The 16,516-nt window shown below is 59.8% G+C and carries 14 protein-coding genes and 4 pseudogenes; 10 read left to right on the plus strand and 8 right to left on the minus strand.

What is annotated here, in order from left to right:
* From JFT80_RS14970 to fba, 5 genes and pseudogenes are all read left to right on the plus strand, one after another.
* Nucleotides 1-701: pseudogene (locus tag JFT80_RS14970) on the plus strand (erythrose-4-phosphate dehydrogenase); the annotation flags it as partial.
* A gap of 17 nt (nucleotides 702-718) precedes the next feature.
* Nucleotides 719-1,882 carry a phosphoglycerate kinase gene (locus JFT80_RS14975; RefSeq protein WP_201148391.1) on the plus strand — a complete coding sequence of 388 codons (1,164 nt, stop codon included), beginning with the start codon at nucleotides 719-721 and terminating at the stop codon, nucleotides 1,880-1,882.
* A 34-nt stretch (nucleotides 1,883-1,916) separates the two neighbouring features.
* Complete coding sequence (locus JFT80_RS14980; RefSeq protein ID WP_007913756.1) at nucleotides 1,917-2,138, plus strand: hypothetical protein; 222 nt, start codon at nucleotides 1,917-1,919, stop codon at nucleotides 2,136-2,138.
* A gap of 57 nt (nucleotides 2,139-2,195) precedes the next feature.
* Entirely contained in the window at nucleotides 2,196-2,525 is a 330-nt protein-coding gene (locus JFT80_RS14985) for an MliC family protein (RefSeq protein WP_201148392.1), read from the plus strand.
* A gap of 220 nt (nucleotides 2,526-2,745) precedes the next feature.
* Complete coding sequence (gene fba, locus JFT80_RS14990) at nucleotides 2,746-3,810, plus strand: class II fructose-bisphosphate aldolase (RefSeq protein WP_201148393.1); 1,065 nt, start codon at nucleotides 2,746-2,748, stop codon at nucleotides 3,808-3,810.
* A 128-nt stretch (nucleotides 3,811-3,938) separates the two neighbouring features.
* Here the strand turns inward: fba and JFT80_RS14995 are convergent, their stop codons facing one another.
* The gene (locus tag JFT80_RS14995; RefSeq protein ID WP_201148394.1) at nucleotides 3,939-4,607 is read right to left on the minus strand and encodes a polysaccharide lyase family 7 protein; all 669 of its coding nucleotides are present in this window, start codon (nucleotides 4,605-4,607) and stop codon (nucleotides 3,939-3,941) included.
* A gap of 322 nt (nucleotides 4,608-4,929) precedes the next feature.
* Between JFT80_RS14995 and JFT80_RS15000 the strand changes: the two genes are divergently transcribed.
* The 3 genes from JFT80_RS15000 (at nucleotide 4,930) to JFT80_RS15010 (ending at nucleotide 7,964) form a co-directional block, all read left to right on the plus strand.
* Nucleotides 4,930-7,053 carry a bifunctional diguanylate cyclase/phosphodiesterase gene (locus JFT80_RS15000; protein ID WP_201148395.1) on the plus strand — a complete coding sequence of 708 codons (2,124 nt, stop codon included), beginning with the start codon at nucleotides 4,930-4,932 and terminating at the stop codon, nucleotides 7,051-7,053.
* 45 nt (nucleotides 7,054-7,098) lie between these two features.
* Nucleotides 7,099-7,590: a M48 family metallopeptidase gene (locus tag JFT80_RS15005; RefSeq protein WP_201148396.1), complete on the plus strand. Its 492-nt coding sequence runs from the start codon at nucleotides 7,099-7,101 to the stop codon at nucleotides 7,588-7,590.
* Between the two features lie 77 nt (nucleotides 7,591-7,667).
* Nucleotides 7,668-7,964, plus strand: coding sequence for a helix-turn-helix domain-containing protein (locus JFT80_RS15010; RefSeq protein WP_007913779.1), 297 nt, complete (start codon nucleotides 7,668-7,670; stop codon nucleotides 7,962-7,964).
* A 105-nt stretch (nucleotides 7,965-8,069) separates the two neighbouring features.
* On the opposite strand, the gene JFT80_RS15015 is transcribed toward JFT80_RS15010, so the two are convergent.
* Entirely contained in the window at nucleotides 8,070-8,522 is a 453-nt protein-coding gene (locus JFT80_RS15015; protein ID WP_201148397.1) for a GNAT family N-acetyltransferase, read from the minus strand.
* Nucleotides 8,523-8,777: 255 nt separating this feature from the next.
* Here JFT80_RS15015 and JFT80_RS15020 point away from each other — a divergent pair, with 255 nt between their 5' ends.
* A complete protein-coding gene (locus JFT80_RS15020; protein WP_201148398.1) occupies nucleotides 8,778-9,515 on the plus strand; it encodes an ABC transporter substrate-binding protein in 738 nt (245 codons plus the stop codon).
* A gap of 20 nt (nucleotides 9,516-9,535) precedes the next feature.
* Here the strand turns inward: JFT80_RS15020 and yccS are convergent, their stop codons facing one another.
* The 5 genes and pseudogenes from yccS to mdtD form a co-directional block, all read right to left on the minus strand.
* Entirely contained in the window at nucleotides 9,536-11,719 is a 2,184-nt protein-coding gene (gene yccS, locus JFT80_RS15025; RefSeq protein WP_201148399.1) for a YccS family putative transporter, read from the minus strand.
* 245 nt (nucleotides 11,720-11,964) lie between these two features.
* Nucleotides 11,965-13,143, minus strand: a complete 1,179-nt coding sequence (locus tag JFT80_RS15030) for an NAD(P)/FAD-dependent oxidoreductase (protein WP_201148400.1) — start codon at nucleotides 13,141-13,143, stop codon at nucleotides 11,965-11,967.
* Nucleotides 13,144-13,178: 35 nt separating this feature from the next.
* A pseudogene (locus tag JFT80_RS24370) lies at nucleotides 13,179-13,268 on the minus strand (metal ABC transporter ATP-binding protein); the annotation flags it as partial.
* 28 nt (nucleotides 13,269-13,296) lie between these two features.
* Entirely contained in the window at nucleotides 13,297-14,634 is a 1,338-nt protein-coding gene (gene dbpA, locus JFT80_RS15035) for an ATP-dependent RNA helicase DbpA (RefSeq protein ID WP_242482951.1), read from the minus strand.
* 156 nt (nucleotides 14,635-14,790) lie between these two features.
* Nucleotides 14,791-16,218: a multidrug transporter subunit MdtD gene (mdtD, locus tag JFT80_RS15040; RefSeq protein WP_201148401.1), complete on the minus strand. Its 1,428-nt coding sequence runs from the start codon at nucleotides 16,216-16,218 to the stop codon at nucleotides 14,791-14,793.
* 53 nt (nucleotides 16,219-16,271) lie between these two features.
* Between mdtD and JFT80_RS24375 the strand changes: the two are divergent.
* A pseudogene (locus JFT80_RS24375) lies at nucleotides 16,272-16,370 on the plus strand (outer membrane lipoprotein carrier protein LolA); the annotation flags it as partial.
* Here JFT80_RS24375 and JFT80_RS15045 read toward each other — a convergent pair.
* Nucleotides 16,363-16,516 (minus strand): annotated as a pseudogene (locus JFT80_RS15045) (TldD/PmbA family protein); the annotation flags it as partial. The pseudogenes JFT80_RS24375 and JFT80_RS15045 overlap by 8 nt on opposite strands.

Consider the following 16,516-nt stretch of genomic DNA (forward strand, 5'->3'; position numbering starts at 1 on the left):
GCGAGTGCTGTTTTCCCAGCCGATGGCCAGCGAGGCCGACGGTTGACGCCACTATCGTCTACGGTGTGAACCAGGATTGCCTGACCGGCGATGAACTGCTTGTGTCCAACGCGTCCTGCACCACCAACTGCGGCGTGCCGCTGTTGCGCCTGCTGGACAAGGCCATCGGCCTGGATTACGTGTCGATCACCACGATTCACTCGGCAATGAACGATCAGCCGGTGATCGATGCTTATCACCACGAAGACCTGCGCCGAACCCGTTCGGCGTTTCAGTCGGTGATCCCGGTGTCCACTGGTCTGGCGCGCGGTATCGAGCGCCTGCTGCCGGAACTTGCCGGACGAATTCAGGCCAAAGCCGTGCGGGTGCCGACGGTAAACGTCTCCTGCCTCGACATTACGATGCAGACCGCTACCGCTACTGATGCCACCGAGATCAACCGGATCCTGCGGGAGGCGGCCACCAGCGGTCCGCTCAAGGGCTTGCTCGCCTATACCGAGTTGCCTCACGCAAGCTGTGATTTCAACCACGACCCACATTCTGCCATCGTCGATGCCAGTCAGACTCGGGTCTCCGGCCCCAAGCTGGTGAACATCCTGGCCTGGTTCGACAACGAATGGGGTTTTGCCAACCGAATGCTGGACGTTGCAGAGCACTATCTGCAAGCAGCTTCTCCACTCTCTGCTTCTCAAAAGCCGTAACTCAGGAAATGCGACCCATGACCGTGTTGAAGATGACCGACCTCGATCTGCAAGGTAAGCGCGTACTGATTCGCGAAGACCTCAACGTCCCAGTCAAGGACGGTGTTGTCACCAGCGATGCGCGAATCCTGGCTTCGCTGCCGACCATCAAGCTGGCCCTGGAGAAAGGTGCAGCCGTGATGGTCTGCTCGCACCTTGGCCGTCCGACCGAAGGCGAGTTCTCGGCCGAGAACAGCCTCAAGCCAGTCGCCGATTACCTGAGCAAGGCCCTGGGCCGCGAAGTGCCACTGGTTGCCGATTACCTGGGCGGCGTTGACGTCAAGGCCGGCGACATCGTGTTGTTCGAAAACGTGCGCTTCAACAAGGGCGAGAAAAAGAACGCTGACGAACTGGCCCAGCAATACGCCGCACTGTGCGACGTGTTCGTGATGGACGCCTTCGGCACCGCTCACCGCGCCGAAGGCTCGACCCATGGCGTGGCCAAATTCGCCAAAGTCGCCGCTGCAGGTCCGCTGCTCGCTGCTGAACTGGACGCTCTGGGCAAAGCCCTGGGTGCACCGGCCCAGCCAATGGCCGCCATCGTCGCCGGCTCGAAGGTGTCGACCAAGCTCGACGTACTCAACAGCCTGAGCCAGATCTGCAACCAGCTGATCGTCGGCGGCGGCATTGCCAACACGTTCCTGGCCGCAGCCGGCCATCCGGTTGGTAAATCCCTGTACGAGCCGGACCTGCTGGACACCGCTCGCGCAATCGCCGCCAAGGTAAGCGTGCCGCTGCCGGTAGACGTGGTGGTGGCCAAGGAGTTCGCCGAAAGTGCGACCGCCACCGTCAAGCTGATCGCCGACGTGGCCGCCGATGACATGATTCTGGACATCGGCCCGCAGACTGCGGCGAATTTCGCCGAACTGTTGAAATCGTCGAAAACCATTCTGTGGAACGGCCCGGTTGGCGTGTTCGAATTCGATCAATTTGGTAACGGCACCAAAGTCTTGGCTCAAGCCATCGCTGAAAGCTCGGCGTTCTCCATTGCTGGCGGTGGCGACACCCTGGCGGCCATCGATAAATATGGCGTGGCTGAGCAAATCTCCTACATTTCCACCGGTGGCGGCGCGTTCCTTGAATTCGTCGAGGGCAAAGTGTTGCCAGCCGTAGAAGTCCTGGAAAGCCGGGCCAAGGCCTGAGGCCGCCCGTTTGGCCAGGCAAAGGAGTGTTTACATGGTCAAGTCGTTAGCACTGTTGTTGCTGACCGGTACGCTGGCGGCCTGCGGGAGTAACCCGAAGGCCGAAGCCACGCCCGCGCCGAGCGAGTCACAGAAGGGCTGTTATCAGGCCGACTGGCAGGCCGAAACCAACCCGGTGCTGAACAAGCGCTCGGGGCCGGACGGCCTGGACAAATACGAGACGCAAACCCCGGCCAAGGAACATGGTTGTCCTTGACGGGTCTGACTCTTTAACTCAGGGCTGGCGGTATGTGCCGTCAGTCGAGGAACACGGATGAAAGGCTTGATCGCCATTGCGGCGTTGGCATTGTTGGGCGGTTGCGCGCAGTTGAACCTGTTTCAGTCTTCCACCCCGGCGGATAACTGGACGACCTGGACCTGCGACAGCCAGGCCAAAGTGCTGTGGCGTTACGCCGATGCCGGCCAGAAGGAAGTCGACGTTCGACTCGGTGGCGGTGATCAGGTCTATCGCCTGAAAGAAGAGCCGGGCGCCTCGGGCACGCTGTACAGCGATGGCATGCTGGCGTTTCACCTCAAGGGTGACGAAGGCCTGGTGTACTGGGTCGCCACCAATGACCTGATCGGCCGCGGCTGCCATCTGTAGGAGCGAGCTTGCTCGCGATGGTCGTTAACGATAACGCTGGGTGCCTGAGTGCCCGCGCTGTCTGGGCCATCTTCGCGAGCAAGCTCGCTCCTACAGGGGCCGATGCAACACCGAATTCGCAGGCGGGGCCTTAACCCCCGATCTGCAATCACTTGAATAGCCGCCGCCGCTCCGGCAGGCTGGCACGATTAACGACCCTCAACCGGGAGAGACACACACAATGGCACTTATCAGCATGCGCCAGATGTTGGACCACGCAGCCGAATTCGGCTACGGCGTTCCAGCCTTCAACGTCAACAACCTTGAGCAGATGCGCGCCATCATGGAAGCCGCTGACAAGACTGACTCCCCGGTGATCGTCCAGGCTTCGGCCGGCGCTCGCAAATACGCCGGCGCGCCATTCCTGCGTCACCTGATCCTGGCCGCGATCGAAGAATTCCCGCACATCCCGGTGTGCATGCACCAGGACCACGGCACCAGCCCTGACGTCTGCCAGCGCTCGATCCAACTGGGCTTCAGCTCGGTGATGATGGACGGTTCCCTCGGCGAAGACGGCAAGACCCCGACCGACTACGAATACAACGTTCGTGTCACCCAACAAACCGTAGCCATGGCGCACGCCTGCGGCGTTTCGGTAGAAGGTGAGCTGGGCTGCCTGGGTTCGCTGGAAACCGGCATGGCCGGTGAAGAAGACGGCATCGGCGCCGAAGGCGTTCTGGATCACAGCCAGATGCTGACCGACCCGGAAGAAGCCGCTGATTTCGTCAAGAAGACTCAGGTTGATGCCCTGGCTATCGCCATCGGCACCAGCCACGGCGCCTACAAGTTCACCAAGCCACCTACTGGCGACGTGCTGGCGATCGACCGTATCAAAGAGATCCACAAACGCATCCCCAACACTCACCTGGTGATGCACGGCTCGTCTTCGGTGCCTCAGGACTGGCTGGCGATCATCAACCAGTACGGTGGCGACATCAAAGAAACCTACGGCGTACCGGTTGAAGAAATCGTCGAAGGCATCAAGCACGGCGTGCGCAAGGTCAACATCGACACCGACCTGCGCCTGGCTTCCACCGGTGCGATGCGTCGCCTGATGGCTACCAACCCAAGCGAGTTCGACCCGCGTAAATTCTTCGGCGCTACCGTCACCGCCATGCGCGACGTGTGCATCGCGCGCTACGAAGCCTTCGGCACTGCCGGCAACGCTTCGAAGATCAAGCCGATCTCCCTGGAAGGTATGTACCAGCGTTACCTGAAGGGCGAGTTGAACGCCAAGGTCAACTGAGTCCGGCTTCAGTCAGCATTGAAAAACCCGCAGCGATGCGGGTTTTTTTGCCTGTCGTTCCGAGGTTCCGGGATGTCCTGCACTCCAGCGCACGCAAGGCCGCCGGCACAACACAGAATGTGTTCGCGCTACTTGTCGTGATCGATATCTAGCTTGCTGAAGGTCACTTGCCCGCCCTCACTCGTATACCCGGTATTGTCCTGCACATAAACCCCAGCCTTGAAGTACAACGGCTTGTTGCGCCAGGTCGCGCTGATCTGTGAATCCCACTGATAACCTGCCGCACTGATACCCAAAGCGCCGCCGGGGCTCAAGTGGATGAGGTAGTTGAATTCGTTGTCCAGTTTGATTCCGGTGGCGAGGGTGATGACGCGGCTTTCGTCGTCATCGGGGTGCATGCGCACTTTGATCACCAGGTTGCCGGTTTCGGTTTTGGTCTTGTACTGGTATTCGAGTTTGACCATCGGCTTCTGGCTTTCATAGGCGTGGATCTGGCCGATGACGATCTTGCCGGAGCTGGGCACTTTGTTCACCGTCACGGTGGCACGCAACGAGTTGTCAGCGTCGGGGTAATACCAGTTGCGCAGGGTGCCGTTGCTGAAGGTTTCGCGCAGTTCGGTGCGTGGGTAGATGGCATTTTCGGTTTTTGACCCGGTTACCGGTGACCAGAAGAACAAAGTGCCGGTATCGGAATGGAAGTACTGATCCTTGAAGCCTTTCACCAGTTTGGAGGTTTCGACGGTGTATGGCGGGCTGCCAACGGGAACGCTGAGGTTCCAGGTTGCGAGATCGATCATGTCGGTTCTTCCACTCAGTTCATCCTGAACGCGGGTGCCAGAAGCTCTAGTCCGCGCCTTTTAAGGGCGGCCTTTATAAGCGTAGAGGTGTTTTTTGTTAACGCCCGTTTGGCAGATGATTGGCGTCAACATCCTGTCGAAATGCCATCTATCCCGGTTTCCGGGGGTTGTAGCGGTGACCGTTAGTCGGTAAATCGAGGCTTTGGTTAAATGATGGCCTGATGACAGCTACTGCTTTTACAGATCCCGGACTAGAGTGAAGGCTCAGTATGTGTACGGTTTTTAACCGGAACCGACCTGTAGTCCCGACAAGAGAAGCAGCATGGAATGCGCGCAACCCCCGCCAGGTGAAGGCAGCTCTGTCTTATTGATCGTTGATGATTACCCTGAAAATCTGATCAGCATGCGCGCGTTGCTGCAGCGTCAGGATTGGCAGGTCATGACCGCTGCCTCCGGTTTCGAGGCGCTCAATCTTCTGCTTGAACACGACGTCGACCTGGTGCTGCTGGACGTGCAGATGCCGGGCATGGATGGCTTCGAAGTCGCGCGGTTGATGCGCGGCAGCCAACGCACGCGGCTCACCCCGATCATTTTCCTCACCGCCAACGAGCAGTCCCAGGACGCCGTAATCAAAGGCTACGCCAGCGGTGCGGTGGATTACCTGTTCAAACCTTTCGATCCGCAGATTCTCAAGCCCAAGGTGCAGGCGTTGCTGGAGCACCAGCGTAATCGGCGCGCCTTGCAGCGACTGACTCATGATCTGGAGCTGGCCCGTGCGTTCAACGCCTCGGTGCTGGATAACGCTGCCGAGGGCATTCTGGTGGTGGGTGAGGACGGCCTGATCCGTTTCGCCAACCCGGCGATTTCGCGGTTGCTCAATGCGCCGGTAAAAGAGTTGGAGGGTCAGGAGTTTCTCGATTACTTGCAGAAACCGCATATCCCGTTGTGGGCCGATTCCGAGTTTTATACCGGTTATAAGCGTGGCGAAACGCTGCGACTGCACGATGCGCTGCTGCGAACAGCCCCCAATCAGCAGGTGCCGGTTGCGCTGTCCTGTGCACCATTGCCTCCTGAACAGCGCGCTATGGTGGTGACGGTGCTCGACATGTCAGTGGTGCGCCATCTGCATAAGCAACTGGAGTTCCAGGCCATTACCGACCCCCTTACCGGGCTGCTTAATCGTCGAGGTTTCTATCAGACGGTTGAGAATCTGCTGTTGCGCGGCGAACGCAGCGACAGCAGTTGGGTGTTGTTGTACCTGGACCTGGACGGCTTCAAACGCGTCAATGACTCCCTCGGCCATGATGCCGGCGACCGCGTGTTGCGCTGGGTCTCCGAGCAATTGAAGGCCTGTTTGCAACCCTTGGATATTCTCGCCCGCATGGGCGGCGACGAGTTCACCGCGCTGCTGGACCTGGAGTTTCCCGAGCAGGCAGCGCGGATTGCCGAAAAGCTGATCGAGCGGGTCTCGGTCTGTCAGCAGATTGATGGACTGGACGTCGCGCTGGGTGCCAGTATCGGCATCGCCACGTTCCCGGACTGCGGTTCCAACCTTGATGGTTTGTTGCGTGCGGCGGACATCGCCATGTACGAAGCCAAGCGTGCCGGTCGCCAGCAGTACCGCTTTTATGACCATGAAATGAACGGCCGCGCGCGCTCACGATTGATGCTTGAGGAGAGCGTGCGCGATGCCATCGAGAACCGTGATTTCAACCTGGTCTACCAGCCCCAGGTGGCCATTAACGGTGGGCAGATTCGCGGGTTCGAAGCCCTGTTGCGCTGGCAGCACCCCAGCGTTGGTGACGTGCCGCCGGGGCTGTTTTTGCCGTTGCTGGAAGAAGCGCGGCTGATCAGTCGCCTGGGCAGCTGGATCTACCAGTGCGGTGCGGGACAGCGCAAGGCGTGGGAAACCTTGTTTGCCGAGGACCTGGTACTGGGCGTGAGTTTGAGCAGTACCCAGTTCGGCATGCCGAACCTGGCCACCGAGTTGCGCCAGGTGCTGGAGCGTCATGGGCTCAAGCCTCGCCATCTGGAAGTCGAAATCACCGAGGCGGCGTTGGCACAAAACCCCGAGGAAACTCGCAAGCAACTGCGCTTGCTGCGCAACCTGGGGGTGCGGGTCGCTTTGGATGACTTCGGCTCCGGAGCTTGTTCGTTGTCGCATCTGCGCGACCTGGAGCTGGACACCTTGAAAATCGACAGGCACCTGATCGCCCGGTTGCCGCAGTCGTCCCGGGATGCGGCATTGGTGAGTAATGTGATTGATTTGTGTCGCCAGTACGGGATTCTGGTCATCGCCGAAGGCGTGGAAACCGTTGCGCAATATGAATGGCTGCAGGCGCACGGTTGCGAATATGTGCAGGGCTTCCTGGTAGCGCGACCGATGGTGGCCGAGGACGTCGGCGAATTTGTCCTGCCGTTCGACTGGAACACGCTGGCATCGTGAATTCGCTACACTGGCGGCCTGTTCGTCATTGATGTTGCCCTTTTCATGACTGTGTTGAAGTACCTCCAGGCCTATCCCGCGCAACTCCAGGATCAGGTACGCCAATTGATCGCCGACGGGCGTCTGGGTGAATACCTGGATCAACGTTATTCGGGGCGGCACGACGTGCAGAGCGACAAGGCGCTGTACACCTACGCGCTGGATCTGAAGCAGGAGTACCTGCGCAATGCGCCGGCCATCGACAAAGTACTGTTCGACAACCGCCTCGACCTGACCCATCGCGCGCTCGGTTTGCACACCACGGTTTCGCGGGTGCAGGGCGGCAAGCTCAAGGCCAAGAAAGAGATTCGTATCGCCTCGTTGTTCAAGGAGGCTGCGCCGGACTTTCTGAAAATGATCGTCGTGCACGAACTGGCGCACTTCAAGGAATCGGATCACAACAAAGCGTTTTATAAATTGTGCGAGCACATGCTGCCGGGGTATCACCAGATCGAGTTTGATCTGCGCGTGTACCTGACATGGCGGGATATGCAATGAAGACCAAAAGATCGCAGCCCCTGTGGGAGCTGCCGCAGGCTGCGATCTTTTGACTTTCTAATCAACGGGGCCCATGCATGGACGTAAGCAAGACCAAAAGCAGCTTCTACCGCCGCCTCTATGTGGCGTACCTGATCGACAGCGGCCTGGCCCCCAGCGTACCAACGCTGACCGAAGTCACCGGCATGCCCCGGCGTACGGCGCAGGATACGATTGCGGCGCTGGCCGACCTGGATATCGTGTGTGAGTTCGAGCAGGAAGAGGGCGCACGCAATCATGCCGGGCGCTATCGGATTCGTGAGTGGGGGGCGATTGATCGCGGGTGGATCGAGCGCAATCTGCGGCAGATCAAGGCTGTGTTGGAGTATCCATAAGAGTTGCTTCGCCTGAACTGACGCCTTCGCGAGCAGGCTCGTTCCCACATTTTGACCGCATTCACCCGATCTAATGTGGGAGCGAGCCTGCTCGCGATGAGGGCCTTAAGAGCGGCGCATGCCGATATGCGGAATGCCGTCCTCCACATATTCCTCGCCCGCCACCACGAAACCGTACTTGCCGTAATACCCCTGCAAATGCGCCTGCGCCGACAGATAGATCGGCACTTGCGGCCAATGCTTCTCGGCCTGTTTCAGCGCCTGCTCCATCATTTCGTGGCCCAGCCCCTTGCCTCGCCCTTGCGGCGCGGTGATCACGCGGCCAATCACCACGTCGCCGCCCTGTAGTTCCGGATCCAGCAGGCGCAGGTACGCCATCAACTGATCATCCTCCCAACCCATCAAATGGTGGGTATCACCCTCCAGATCCTGGCCATCGAGATCGGGATACACACATTTCTGTTCGACCACGAACACTTCCGACCGCAGCTTCAGCAAGGCGTATAGCTGCTCCTTGCCCAGGTCACTGTGATGTTTGCAGATCCACTCGATTGTCATTTTTCGATTCCTTGAACGTGTCGCCCGATACTAAGCGCCCACGTCAAAGATGTCTGTATGGCGTAAGAGTCTGTGACAAAGGTCAAAATGCCATCATTCCTTTCTCGCGCCGCTGTCTTCTTTGTGTAATCTGCTGGAGAGCGCTGTGCACTGGCTCTATTGAGCTAATGTTAGTGCCTGGGTTTTGCCGGTACGGGGCCTTGGGGTTTTGACTGAAAACATGCTGGGCGAACCGCCCGCTAAGGATTTTCAAGCATGCCGCGATTGCATCGAGCCTTTGCTTTGATCGGATTGCTCCTGCTGGCTCAGACCGCTGTCGCGGATAAGCTGAGGCTGGTGTTCGATATCTGGCCGCCGTTTACCGATGACACGCTGGTCAATGGTGGGTTGGCCACCGATATCGTCAGCACTGCGCTGGCCCGCGCCGGTTATGCCAGCGGCTATGAACAAGTACCGTGGGCACGGGCGTTATTGGGGGTTGGCGAAGGGCGTTACGACGTCTTGGTCAACGCCTGGTACAACGACGAGCGCACCAAACTCGGAGTTTTTTCCGGTGAGTACCTGCTCAACCGCATCCGCTTTCTCAAGCGTAAAGACACCCCGCTCGATTACAGCAACTTGCAGCAACTGCACACTTATCCGATTGCGGTGGTGCGCGGTTACGCCTATTCGGCGCCGTTCGATGCCGACACCGCGTTGCAGAAAGTCCCTGTGCATAACTTCGCCATGGCCGTGCGCATGTTGGCGGCGGATCGGGTCAAGTTGACGCTGGAGGATGAGTTCGTCGCGCGTTATTACCTGGCGCGGGAATCACCGAAAGTGCGCAATGCGGTGGAGTTTTTGCCCAAGCCGTTGAGCGAGAACAGTCTGCATATTCTGGTCAGCCTGAAGAACCCGCAGCATGAGCAGATTGTGGCGGGGTTTGATAAGGCGATTGCGGCGATGAAGGCGGATGGCAGTTATGCGCGGCTGTTCAAGCAGCATGGGATGTGAAGGGGAAGCCGCTCCAGGCTTTAAACTTCGCTGCCGTCCTTGATCAAATGCGCCGCCAGGGTCCGTAACGGCCCGAGCTGACGGCAGATCAGTGCCAATTGAGTCTGCACCAGGCGCTGCCCTTCATCGATCTCGTCCGGCATCTGTTCGAGCTCATTGGCCAGCGCCTCTTCTTCATCGCTTTGAATAGCGATGGGCGTCTTGCTTGCCAGACCCTGGGCGATTTCGTCGATGCTGGCGGCCAGCTTGATGCCGGCGCCCTCGATCAAGTACTCGCGCATCTCCGCCGGCAACTGCGTCTCGCGGTGGGCGCCGAGGCCGGACAGATAACTGAGCAAGGTGTGCGAGAGCACCAGGAAGCGGAAGCCGACATCGGCCTCCTTCCGGAAATGCCCAGGCTCCATCAGCATATTGGCCAATGTCGTGGACAGGGCCGCATCGGCGTTGTGGGCATTGCGTCGGGCCAGGCGATAGGCCAGGTCATCGCTCTTGCCGGCGGCATACTGCTGCATGATCTGACGCAGATAGATGCTGTTGCAGGTGAGAGTGTTGGCCAGGACTTTGTTCAGGCGTCGACCCTGCCAGTCCGGCAGGAACAGGAACACCGCCAGGCCGGCGATCAGGCTGCCCAGCAAGGTATCGAACAGCCGGGGCAGGAACAAACCGTAACCGTCGCCGACCTGATTGAAGCAGAACAACACCATCAGGGTGATCGCGGCGGTTGCCAGGGTGTAGCGGGTGGTGCGGTTGATAAAGAACACCACGCCTGCGGCGATCGCGAAGCACGACTGCACCAGCGGGTTGGGGAACAGGTCGAACAGCGCCCAGGCTACGGTGAGGCCAATGGCAGTGCCGATAATCCGCTGGCCGAGCTTGCGCCGGGTGGCGCCATAGTTGGGCTGGCAGACAAACAGTGTCGTGAGGATGATCCAGTAACCCTGGGACGGGTGGATCAAATGCACCATGCCGTAGCCGATACTCAAGGCCAGCGGCAGGCGCAGGGCATGGCGGAACAGCAAGGAAGTCGGTGTCAGTTGTGTGCGCAGGCGTACCCAGACGTCTTTGAAGTTGCGCGGTGAGCGGTCGAGCAGGCTGCTGTCGGTCGCGTCGGCCAAGGCATCGGGATTGCTTGCGTCGCTGAGCAAGCGGTCGAGCGTGCCGAGGTTGGCAGCCAGCGCACGCAGTGAGCGCAGCAGTCCGCGCCATGCCGGATTGCTCTGGATGCGCAGGTGTTCGAGGGAGGCGTCGAGGTCACTCAGGGCTTCGGCGAAATTCGCATCGTAGATGAACGGTTGGCGCATCTGAATCGATTCGGCCAGTGCCCGACAGGCCTTGCCTTGCTGGCGCAGCAGACGCTGGCAGCGGAACAACACATCGCTGTGGAAAAAAGCATCGGCCAGCGCGTTGTACGGATAGTGCGAGGAGCTGGCGCGTTCGTGGATGTCCTGGGCGAGGAAGTACAACTTCAGGTAGCGGCTGACTTTCGAGCCGGGGCGACCGTTGCCGACCCGGTGCAGGATGATTTCCTTGGCGCTGTTCAGCGCCGCCACGACGCGGCCGTTTTGCTGGGCCAGTTCCAACCGCCGCGCTTCGACGTCCATCTGCCGGATCGGTTCGAACAGCGAGGATTTCAACTTCAGGTAAAAACCCAGTTCACGGAACAGGCGCGCCAGACTCTGCTGCACCGGCTGATTGGAAAACATCGCCTGCCACAACACTGACAGCAAGCCATACCACGCGGCACCCGCGACCAGCAGCATCGGCTCGTGCCAGAAATCGGTGACTGCGCCGCCACGCTGATCTACGCCGATCATGGTGTACACGGACAGAATCAAGGTCGCCGAGGCAATCGCGCCATAACGCTCGCCGAGCGCGCCGAGCATGGTCAGGCCGAAGCTTGCCAGCGCGAGCGCTATCGCAAAAACGATGGGGTAGGGGAAGAGCAATTCCACCGACAGCGCGGCGATGCTGAAACACACCAGCGTCACGGCGAGGGCGTTGAGGCGGCCCTGCCAACTGTCGTCGGTCTCGGCCAGGGCGCTGGCGATAATCCCCAGGAACAACGGGATCAGCAGGCCCATTTCATCCTGATACCAACACAGCGCCATGCTGCCGGTCAGGGCGATGAACACCCGCACGCTGTAGCTGAATTTATCCAGCGCCCACAGGCGCCGCAAAGACTGACGAAACGAGGTCGAGGACATGAAGTGCGAAGGCCTTCCGAGGCGATGCCGCTAAATTGAGCCAGTAATGACGCCGACGCAATGGCGCCGATCACATCTGACAGCAAAAAGTGTTCCTTGTCCGGCAGAACACGGTCCCGTAGGAGCTGCGGGACGCTGCGATCTTTTGATCTTGATGTATTGGATCAAAAGATCGCAGCCTCGCTGCACTCGACAGCTCCTACGCAGCTCCTACGCAGCTCCTGCAGGGTGCGTCGCGCGGTGTTTCAGACGTACTGCGCGGCGGCGTAGCCTGAAGCCCAGGCCCACTGGAAGTTGAAGCCGCCCAGGTGGCCGGTGACATCCAGCACTTCACCGATGAAATACAGCCCAGGGCTTTTCAGTGATTCCATGGTCTTCGACGACACCTCGTGGGTGTCGACGCCGCCCAGAGTCACCTCTGCCGTTCGATACCCTTCGGTCCCTGCCGGTACCACCTTCCAGCTGGCCAGTTTCTCGGCAATCTCGGCCAATTCTCCATGGGTGTACTGCTTCATCGGCTTGGAGACGAACCAGTTGTCGGCCAGCAGGTTGGCCATCTTCTTGGTGAAGATTTCCCCCAGCAAGGTCTTCAGCTCACTGTTCGGGCGTTCGGCTTGCTGTTGCTGCAACCAGGCTGGGACATCATGGTCGGGCATCAAGTTGATCTCGACGGCGTCGCCAGACTCCCAGAACGAGGAAATCTGCAAAATCGCCGGCCCGCTGAGGCCGCGATGGGTGAACAGGATGTTCTCGCGAAAGCTCTGATCGTTGCAGCTGACCAGGCAATCCACCGACGTGCCGGACAGCTCGGTGCACAACTCCTTGAGCTGGTCGGTGATGGTGAATGGCACCAGACCGGCGCGGGTCGGCAGTAATTCATGGCCGAACTGCCTGGCCACCTGATAACCAAAACCAGTGGCACCCAGCGTCGGGATCGACAAACCGCCGGTCGCGATCACCAGCGACTGGCACTGGACCTGGCCGAGAGTGGTGTCGAGCAAGTATCCGCTTTCGACTTTCTCTATGGTCTGTATCGAAGTGTCCAGATGCAGCTCTACGCCGACCTGATCACACTCGGTGAGGAGCATTTCGAGGATGTCGCTGGACTTGTTATCGCAGAACAACTGGCCGAGTTTCTTCTCGTGATACGGCACGCCGTGCTTGCCGACCATGCCGATGAAATCCCACTGGGTATAACGCGCCAGCGCGGATTTGCAGAAGTGCGAGTTGTGCGAGAGGAAATTGCTCGGTTCGGTGTACATGTTGGTGAAATTGCAGCGGCCACCGCCCGACATCAGGATTTTCTTGCCGGCCTTGTTCGCATGGTCGAGCAGCAACACCTGACGCCCACGTCCGGCGGCGGTCAGTGCACACATCAACCCTGCGGCGCCAGCGCCAATGATCACGACTTCGGTAGAGCGCAAAACGGTGTCCTCATGGTGGGTCGCTACAAAACAAACTGTGGGAGCGAGCCTGCTCGCGAAAGCGGTGTGTCATTCAACATTGATGTCGACTGACAGATTGCCTTCGCGAGCAGGCTCGCTCCCACAGGGGATCTCCTTTGGGTGGAAGATCGATTACAAAATGCGTACGCGCAGCGAACGGCCTTTGATCTTGCCGTCGTTCAGGCGCTGCAAGGCCTGCATGGCCACGGTGCGGTCAACGGCCACGTAAGCCTGGAAGTCGAAGATCGCGATCTTGCCAACCTGCGCACCCGGAATACCGGCATCGCCGGTCAGTGCACCAAGAATGTCGCCCGGACGCACTTTGTCCTTGCGGCCAGCACCGATGCACAGCGTGGTCATCGGCGGCTGCAACGGCGCGAGGCCCTGGGACTTGAGGTTATCGACCTGATCCCAGTTCAGCGGCGATTTCTGCAGCTGTTCGATGGCCTGAGCACGGTGTGCTTCCCCCGGTGCGACCAGGCTGATCGCAATGCCTTTCTCGCCAGCACGACCGGTACGGCCGACGCGGTGAATGTGGATTTCCGAATCGCGGGCCAGTTCGACGTTGATCACCATGTCCAGCGCATCGATGTCCAGACCACGGGCGGCGACGTCGGTGGCAACCAGTACCGAAGTACTGCGGTTGGCGAACATCGCCAGCACCTGATCGCGGTCGCGCTGTTCCAGATCGCCGTGCAGGCCGACGGCGGAAATGCCCTTGGCGGTCAGGTGATCAACGGTTTCCTGCACTTGCTGCTTGGTGAAGCAGAAGGCTACGCAGGACGCCGGGCGGAAGTGGTGCAGGACTTTGGTCACCACACTCATACGGTCTTCCGGGGAAATCTCGTAGAAACGCTGTTCGATCTGCGTGTCATCGTGGAACGCTTCGGCTTTTACCGTTTGCGGATCACGCATGAATTTCGAGGCCAGTTGCTTGATGCCCACCGGGTAAGTCGCGGAGAACAGCAGGGTCTGACGACGCTCTGGCGTCTTGACGATGATGTCTTCGATGGCGTCGTAGAAACCCATGTCGAGCATGCGGTCGGCTTCGTCGAGGATCAGCGTGTTCAGGCCATCGAGCACCAGCGAACCTTTGCGCAGGTGCTGCTGAATGCGCCCCGGCGTGCCGACGATGATGTGTGCGCCGTGCTCCAGCGAAGCGATCTGCGGGCCGAATGACACGCCGCCACACAGGGTCAGAACCTTGATGTTGTCTTCGGCGCGGGCCAGGCGACGGATTTCCTTGGCGACCTGGTCGGCCAACTCGCGCGTCGGGCAGATCACCAGCGCCTGGCAACCGAAATAGCGCGGATTGATCGGGTTCAGCAGGCCGATGCCGAACGCGGCGGTCTTGCCGCTGCCGGTCTTGGCCTGAGCGATCAGGTCCATCCCCTTGAGGATCACCGGCAAGCTCTGCGCCTGGATCGGCGTCATCTGGGCATAACCGAGTGAGTCGAGGTTAGCCAGCATGGCGGCGGACAGCGGCAGAGTGTTAAAAGCGGTGGCGATGGTGGTCACGGGACTGGCCTGCAAAACAAAATGTCGCGCAGTGTAGCAGCCCCGTGGCTACTGGCCTGTATTTTCCGGACGGAAAGTCGCCAGGCGCAGCCACTTGTCGTCCGCAAACTAAGGTTCGATGTGCTCCTCTGGACGTTTGACACGCCGTCCGTCTTCCTTTGATAGCTGCGAGAAGATGGCAGCCGCCAGCATCGCCATGATTCCCACGGTGACGAAGGTCAGCTGGAAGGCGCCCAGCACTGTGTCCACGCCGTCATTGCCGACTTCGGCGGTGAAGCCGCCGAGCAAAGCGCCGGCGCAAGCAACTCCCAGGCTCAGGGACAATTGCGCAACCACGGACAGCAAGCTGTTGCCGCTGCTGGCGCTGGCATCGTCCAGGTCGATCAGGGTCACGGTGTTCATTGCAGTGAATTGCAGCGAGTTGATTGCACCCAGGATCGCCAGCATGCCCAACAGCAGCCAATAGGGCGTCTGCTCGCTGACCAGGCCCATGCTCGCGAGCATCACCCCCAGAGCCAGGGTGTTGCCGGTCAGCACGATGCGATAACCCAGGCGTTCGATCAGCGGCCGAGCCACCGACTTGGCCACCATGGCTGCGGCGGCCAGTGGCAACATGCTCATGCCGGCCTGGGACGGCGAGTAGCCCAGCGCCACTTGCAGCAGCAACGGCACCAGAAACGGCAAGGCACCGCTGCCCAGGCGCGCGAACAGGTTACCGAGGATGCCAACGGCAAAGGTCCGCGTTTTGAACAGTGATGGCGAGAACAGCGGGTTTTCAATGTGCCCGGCGCGCAGCCAGTACGCGGCCAGACAGGCCATGCCGCCGAACAACAGCAACATCACCCGCAGGTGCGGCAAGTGCAGTTCGCCGAGGCCTTCCATGGCGATGGTGATCAGGATCATCGCCGCGCCAAACAACAGGAAACCCAAACTGTCGAAACGTGTGCGCTCGGTGCCGCGCAGGTCAGGAATGAATTTCCACACCGCGTAGCACCCGATGACGCCGACCGGCAGGTTGATCAGGAAGATCCAGTGCCACGTCAGGTATTCGACCATCCAGCCGCCCATGGTCGGGCCGATCAACGGGCCGAGCAGGCCGGGGATGGTGATGAAACCCATGATCCGCACCAGTTCGGATCTCGGGTAAGCGCGCAAGACCACCAGGCGTCCGACCGGCAGCATCAATGCGCCGCCGAGGCCTTGAATCACGCGGGCACCGATCAGCATGGTCAGGCTGCTCGACAACGCGCAGAGCAGCGAGCCGAAACTGAACAGCAGGATCGCACCGAAGAAGATTTTCTTGGTGCCGAAGCGATCGGCGATCCAGCCTGAGGCGGGGATCAACAATGCCACGGTGAGCATGTAAGAAATGACCACACCCTGCATGCGCAAGGGGTCTTCGGCGAGATCACGGGCCATGGCGGGCAAGGCGGTGTTAAGAATGGTGCCGTCGAGGGACTGCATGAAGAACGCAATGGCCACGACCCACGGCAACCAGCGGGCGGTGACGGCGTCGAGAGGCGGGCGAGTGGGCATGGAACCTCTTGTCTATTGGAACAACGCACTCTGTAGAAGCGAGCTTGCTCGCAATGGTTGTCAACGATAACGCGGGGCATCTGATGCCCCTCAGCGCTCTCCGGTTTTTCGCGAGCAAGCTCGCTCCTACAAGGATTTGTGGATTTACAGGGTCAGGGTTAACCGACTGATCAGCGCGCCCGGCAACAACGCCGAGGCCGTTGCCCGCTGACTATAGGTGCTGGCGGACAGCAGGAGTTCCCGCTCCTGCGTCAACGCTTCCAACTGAGAGCCGAGCAAGCTGTAGGCCGTGTCATCA

Source organism: Pseudomonas sp. TH10, assembly GCF_016651255.1.
Classification (GTDB): Bacteria; Pseudomonadota; Gammaproteobacteria; order Pseudomonadales; family Pseudomonadaceae; genus Aquipseudomonas.

Coding starts and splice junctions, on each gene's coding strand:
- JFT80_RS14975 (WP_201148391.1), top strand. CDS start 719: ATGACCGTGTTGAAGATGACCGACCTCGATCTGCAAGGTAAGCGCGTA.
- JFT80_RS14980 (WP_007913756.1), top strand. CDS start 1,917: ATGGTCAAGTCGTTAGCACTGTTGTTGCTGACCGGTACGCTGGCGGCC.
- JFT80_RS14985 (WP_201148392.1), top strand. CDS start 2,196: ATGAAAGGCTTGATCGCCATTGCGGCGTTGGCATTGTTGGGCGGTTGC.
- fba (WP_201148393.1), top strand. CDS start 2,746: ATGGCACTTATCAGCATGCGCCAGATGTTGGACCACGCAGCCGAATTC.
- JFT80_RS14995 (WP_201148394.1), bottom strand. CDS start 4,607: ATGATCGATCTCGCAACCTGGAACCTCAGCGTTCCCGTTGGCAGCCCG.
- JFT80_RS15000 (WP_201148395.1), top strand. CDS start 4,930: ATGGAATGCGCGCAACCCCCGCCAGGTGAAGGCAGCTCTGTCTTATTG.
- JFT80_RS15005 (WP_201148396.1), top strand. CDS start 7,099: ATGACTGTGTTGAAGTACCTCCAGGCCTATCCCGCGCAACTCCAGGAT.
- JFT80_RS15010 (WP_007913779.1), top strand. CDS start 7,668: ATGGACGTAAGCAAGACCAAAAGCAGCTTCTACCGCCGCCTCTATGTG.
- JFT80_RS15015 (WP_201148397.1), bottom strand. CDS start 8,522: ATGACAATCGAGTGGATCTGCAAACATCACAGTGACCTGGGCAAGGAG.
- JFT80_RS15020 (WP_201148398.1), top strand. CDS start 8,778: ATGCCGCGATTGCATCGAGCCTTTGCTTTGATCGGATTGCTCCTGCTG.
- yccS (WP_201148399.1), bottom strand. CDS start 11,719: ATGTCCTCGACCTCGTTTCGTCAGTCTTTGCGGCGCCTGTGGGCGCTG.
- dbpA (WP_242482951.1), bottom strand. CDS start 14,634: ATGCTGGCTAACCTCGACTCACTCGGTTATGCCCAGATGACGCCGATC.
- mdtD (WP_201148401.1), bottom strand. CDS start 16,218: ATGCCCACTCGCCCGCCTCTCGACGCCGTCACCGCCCGCTGGTTGCCG.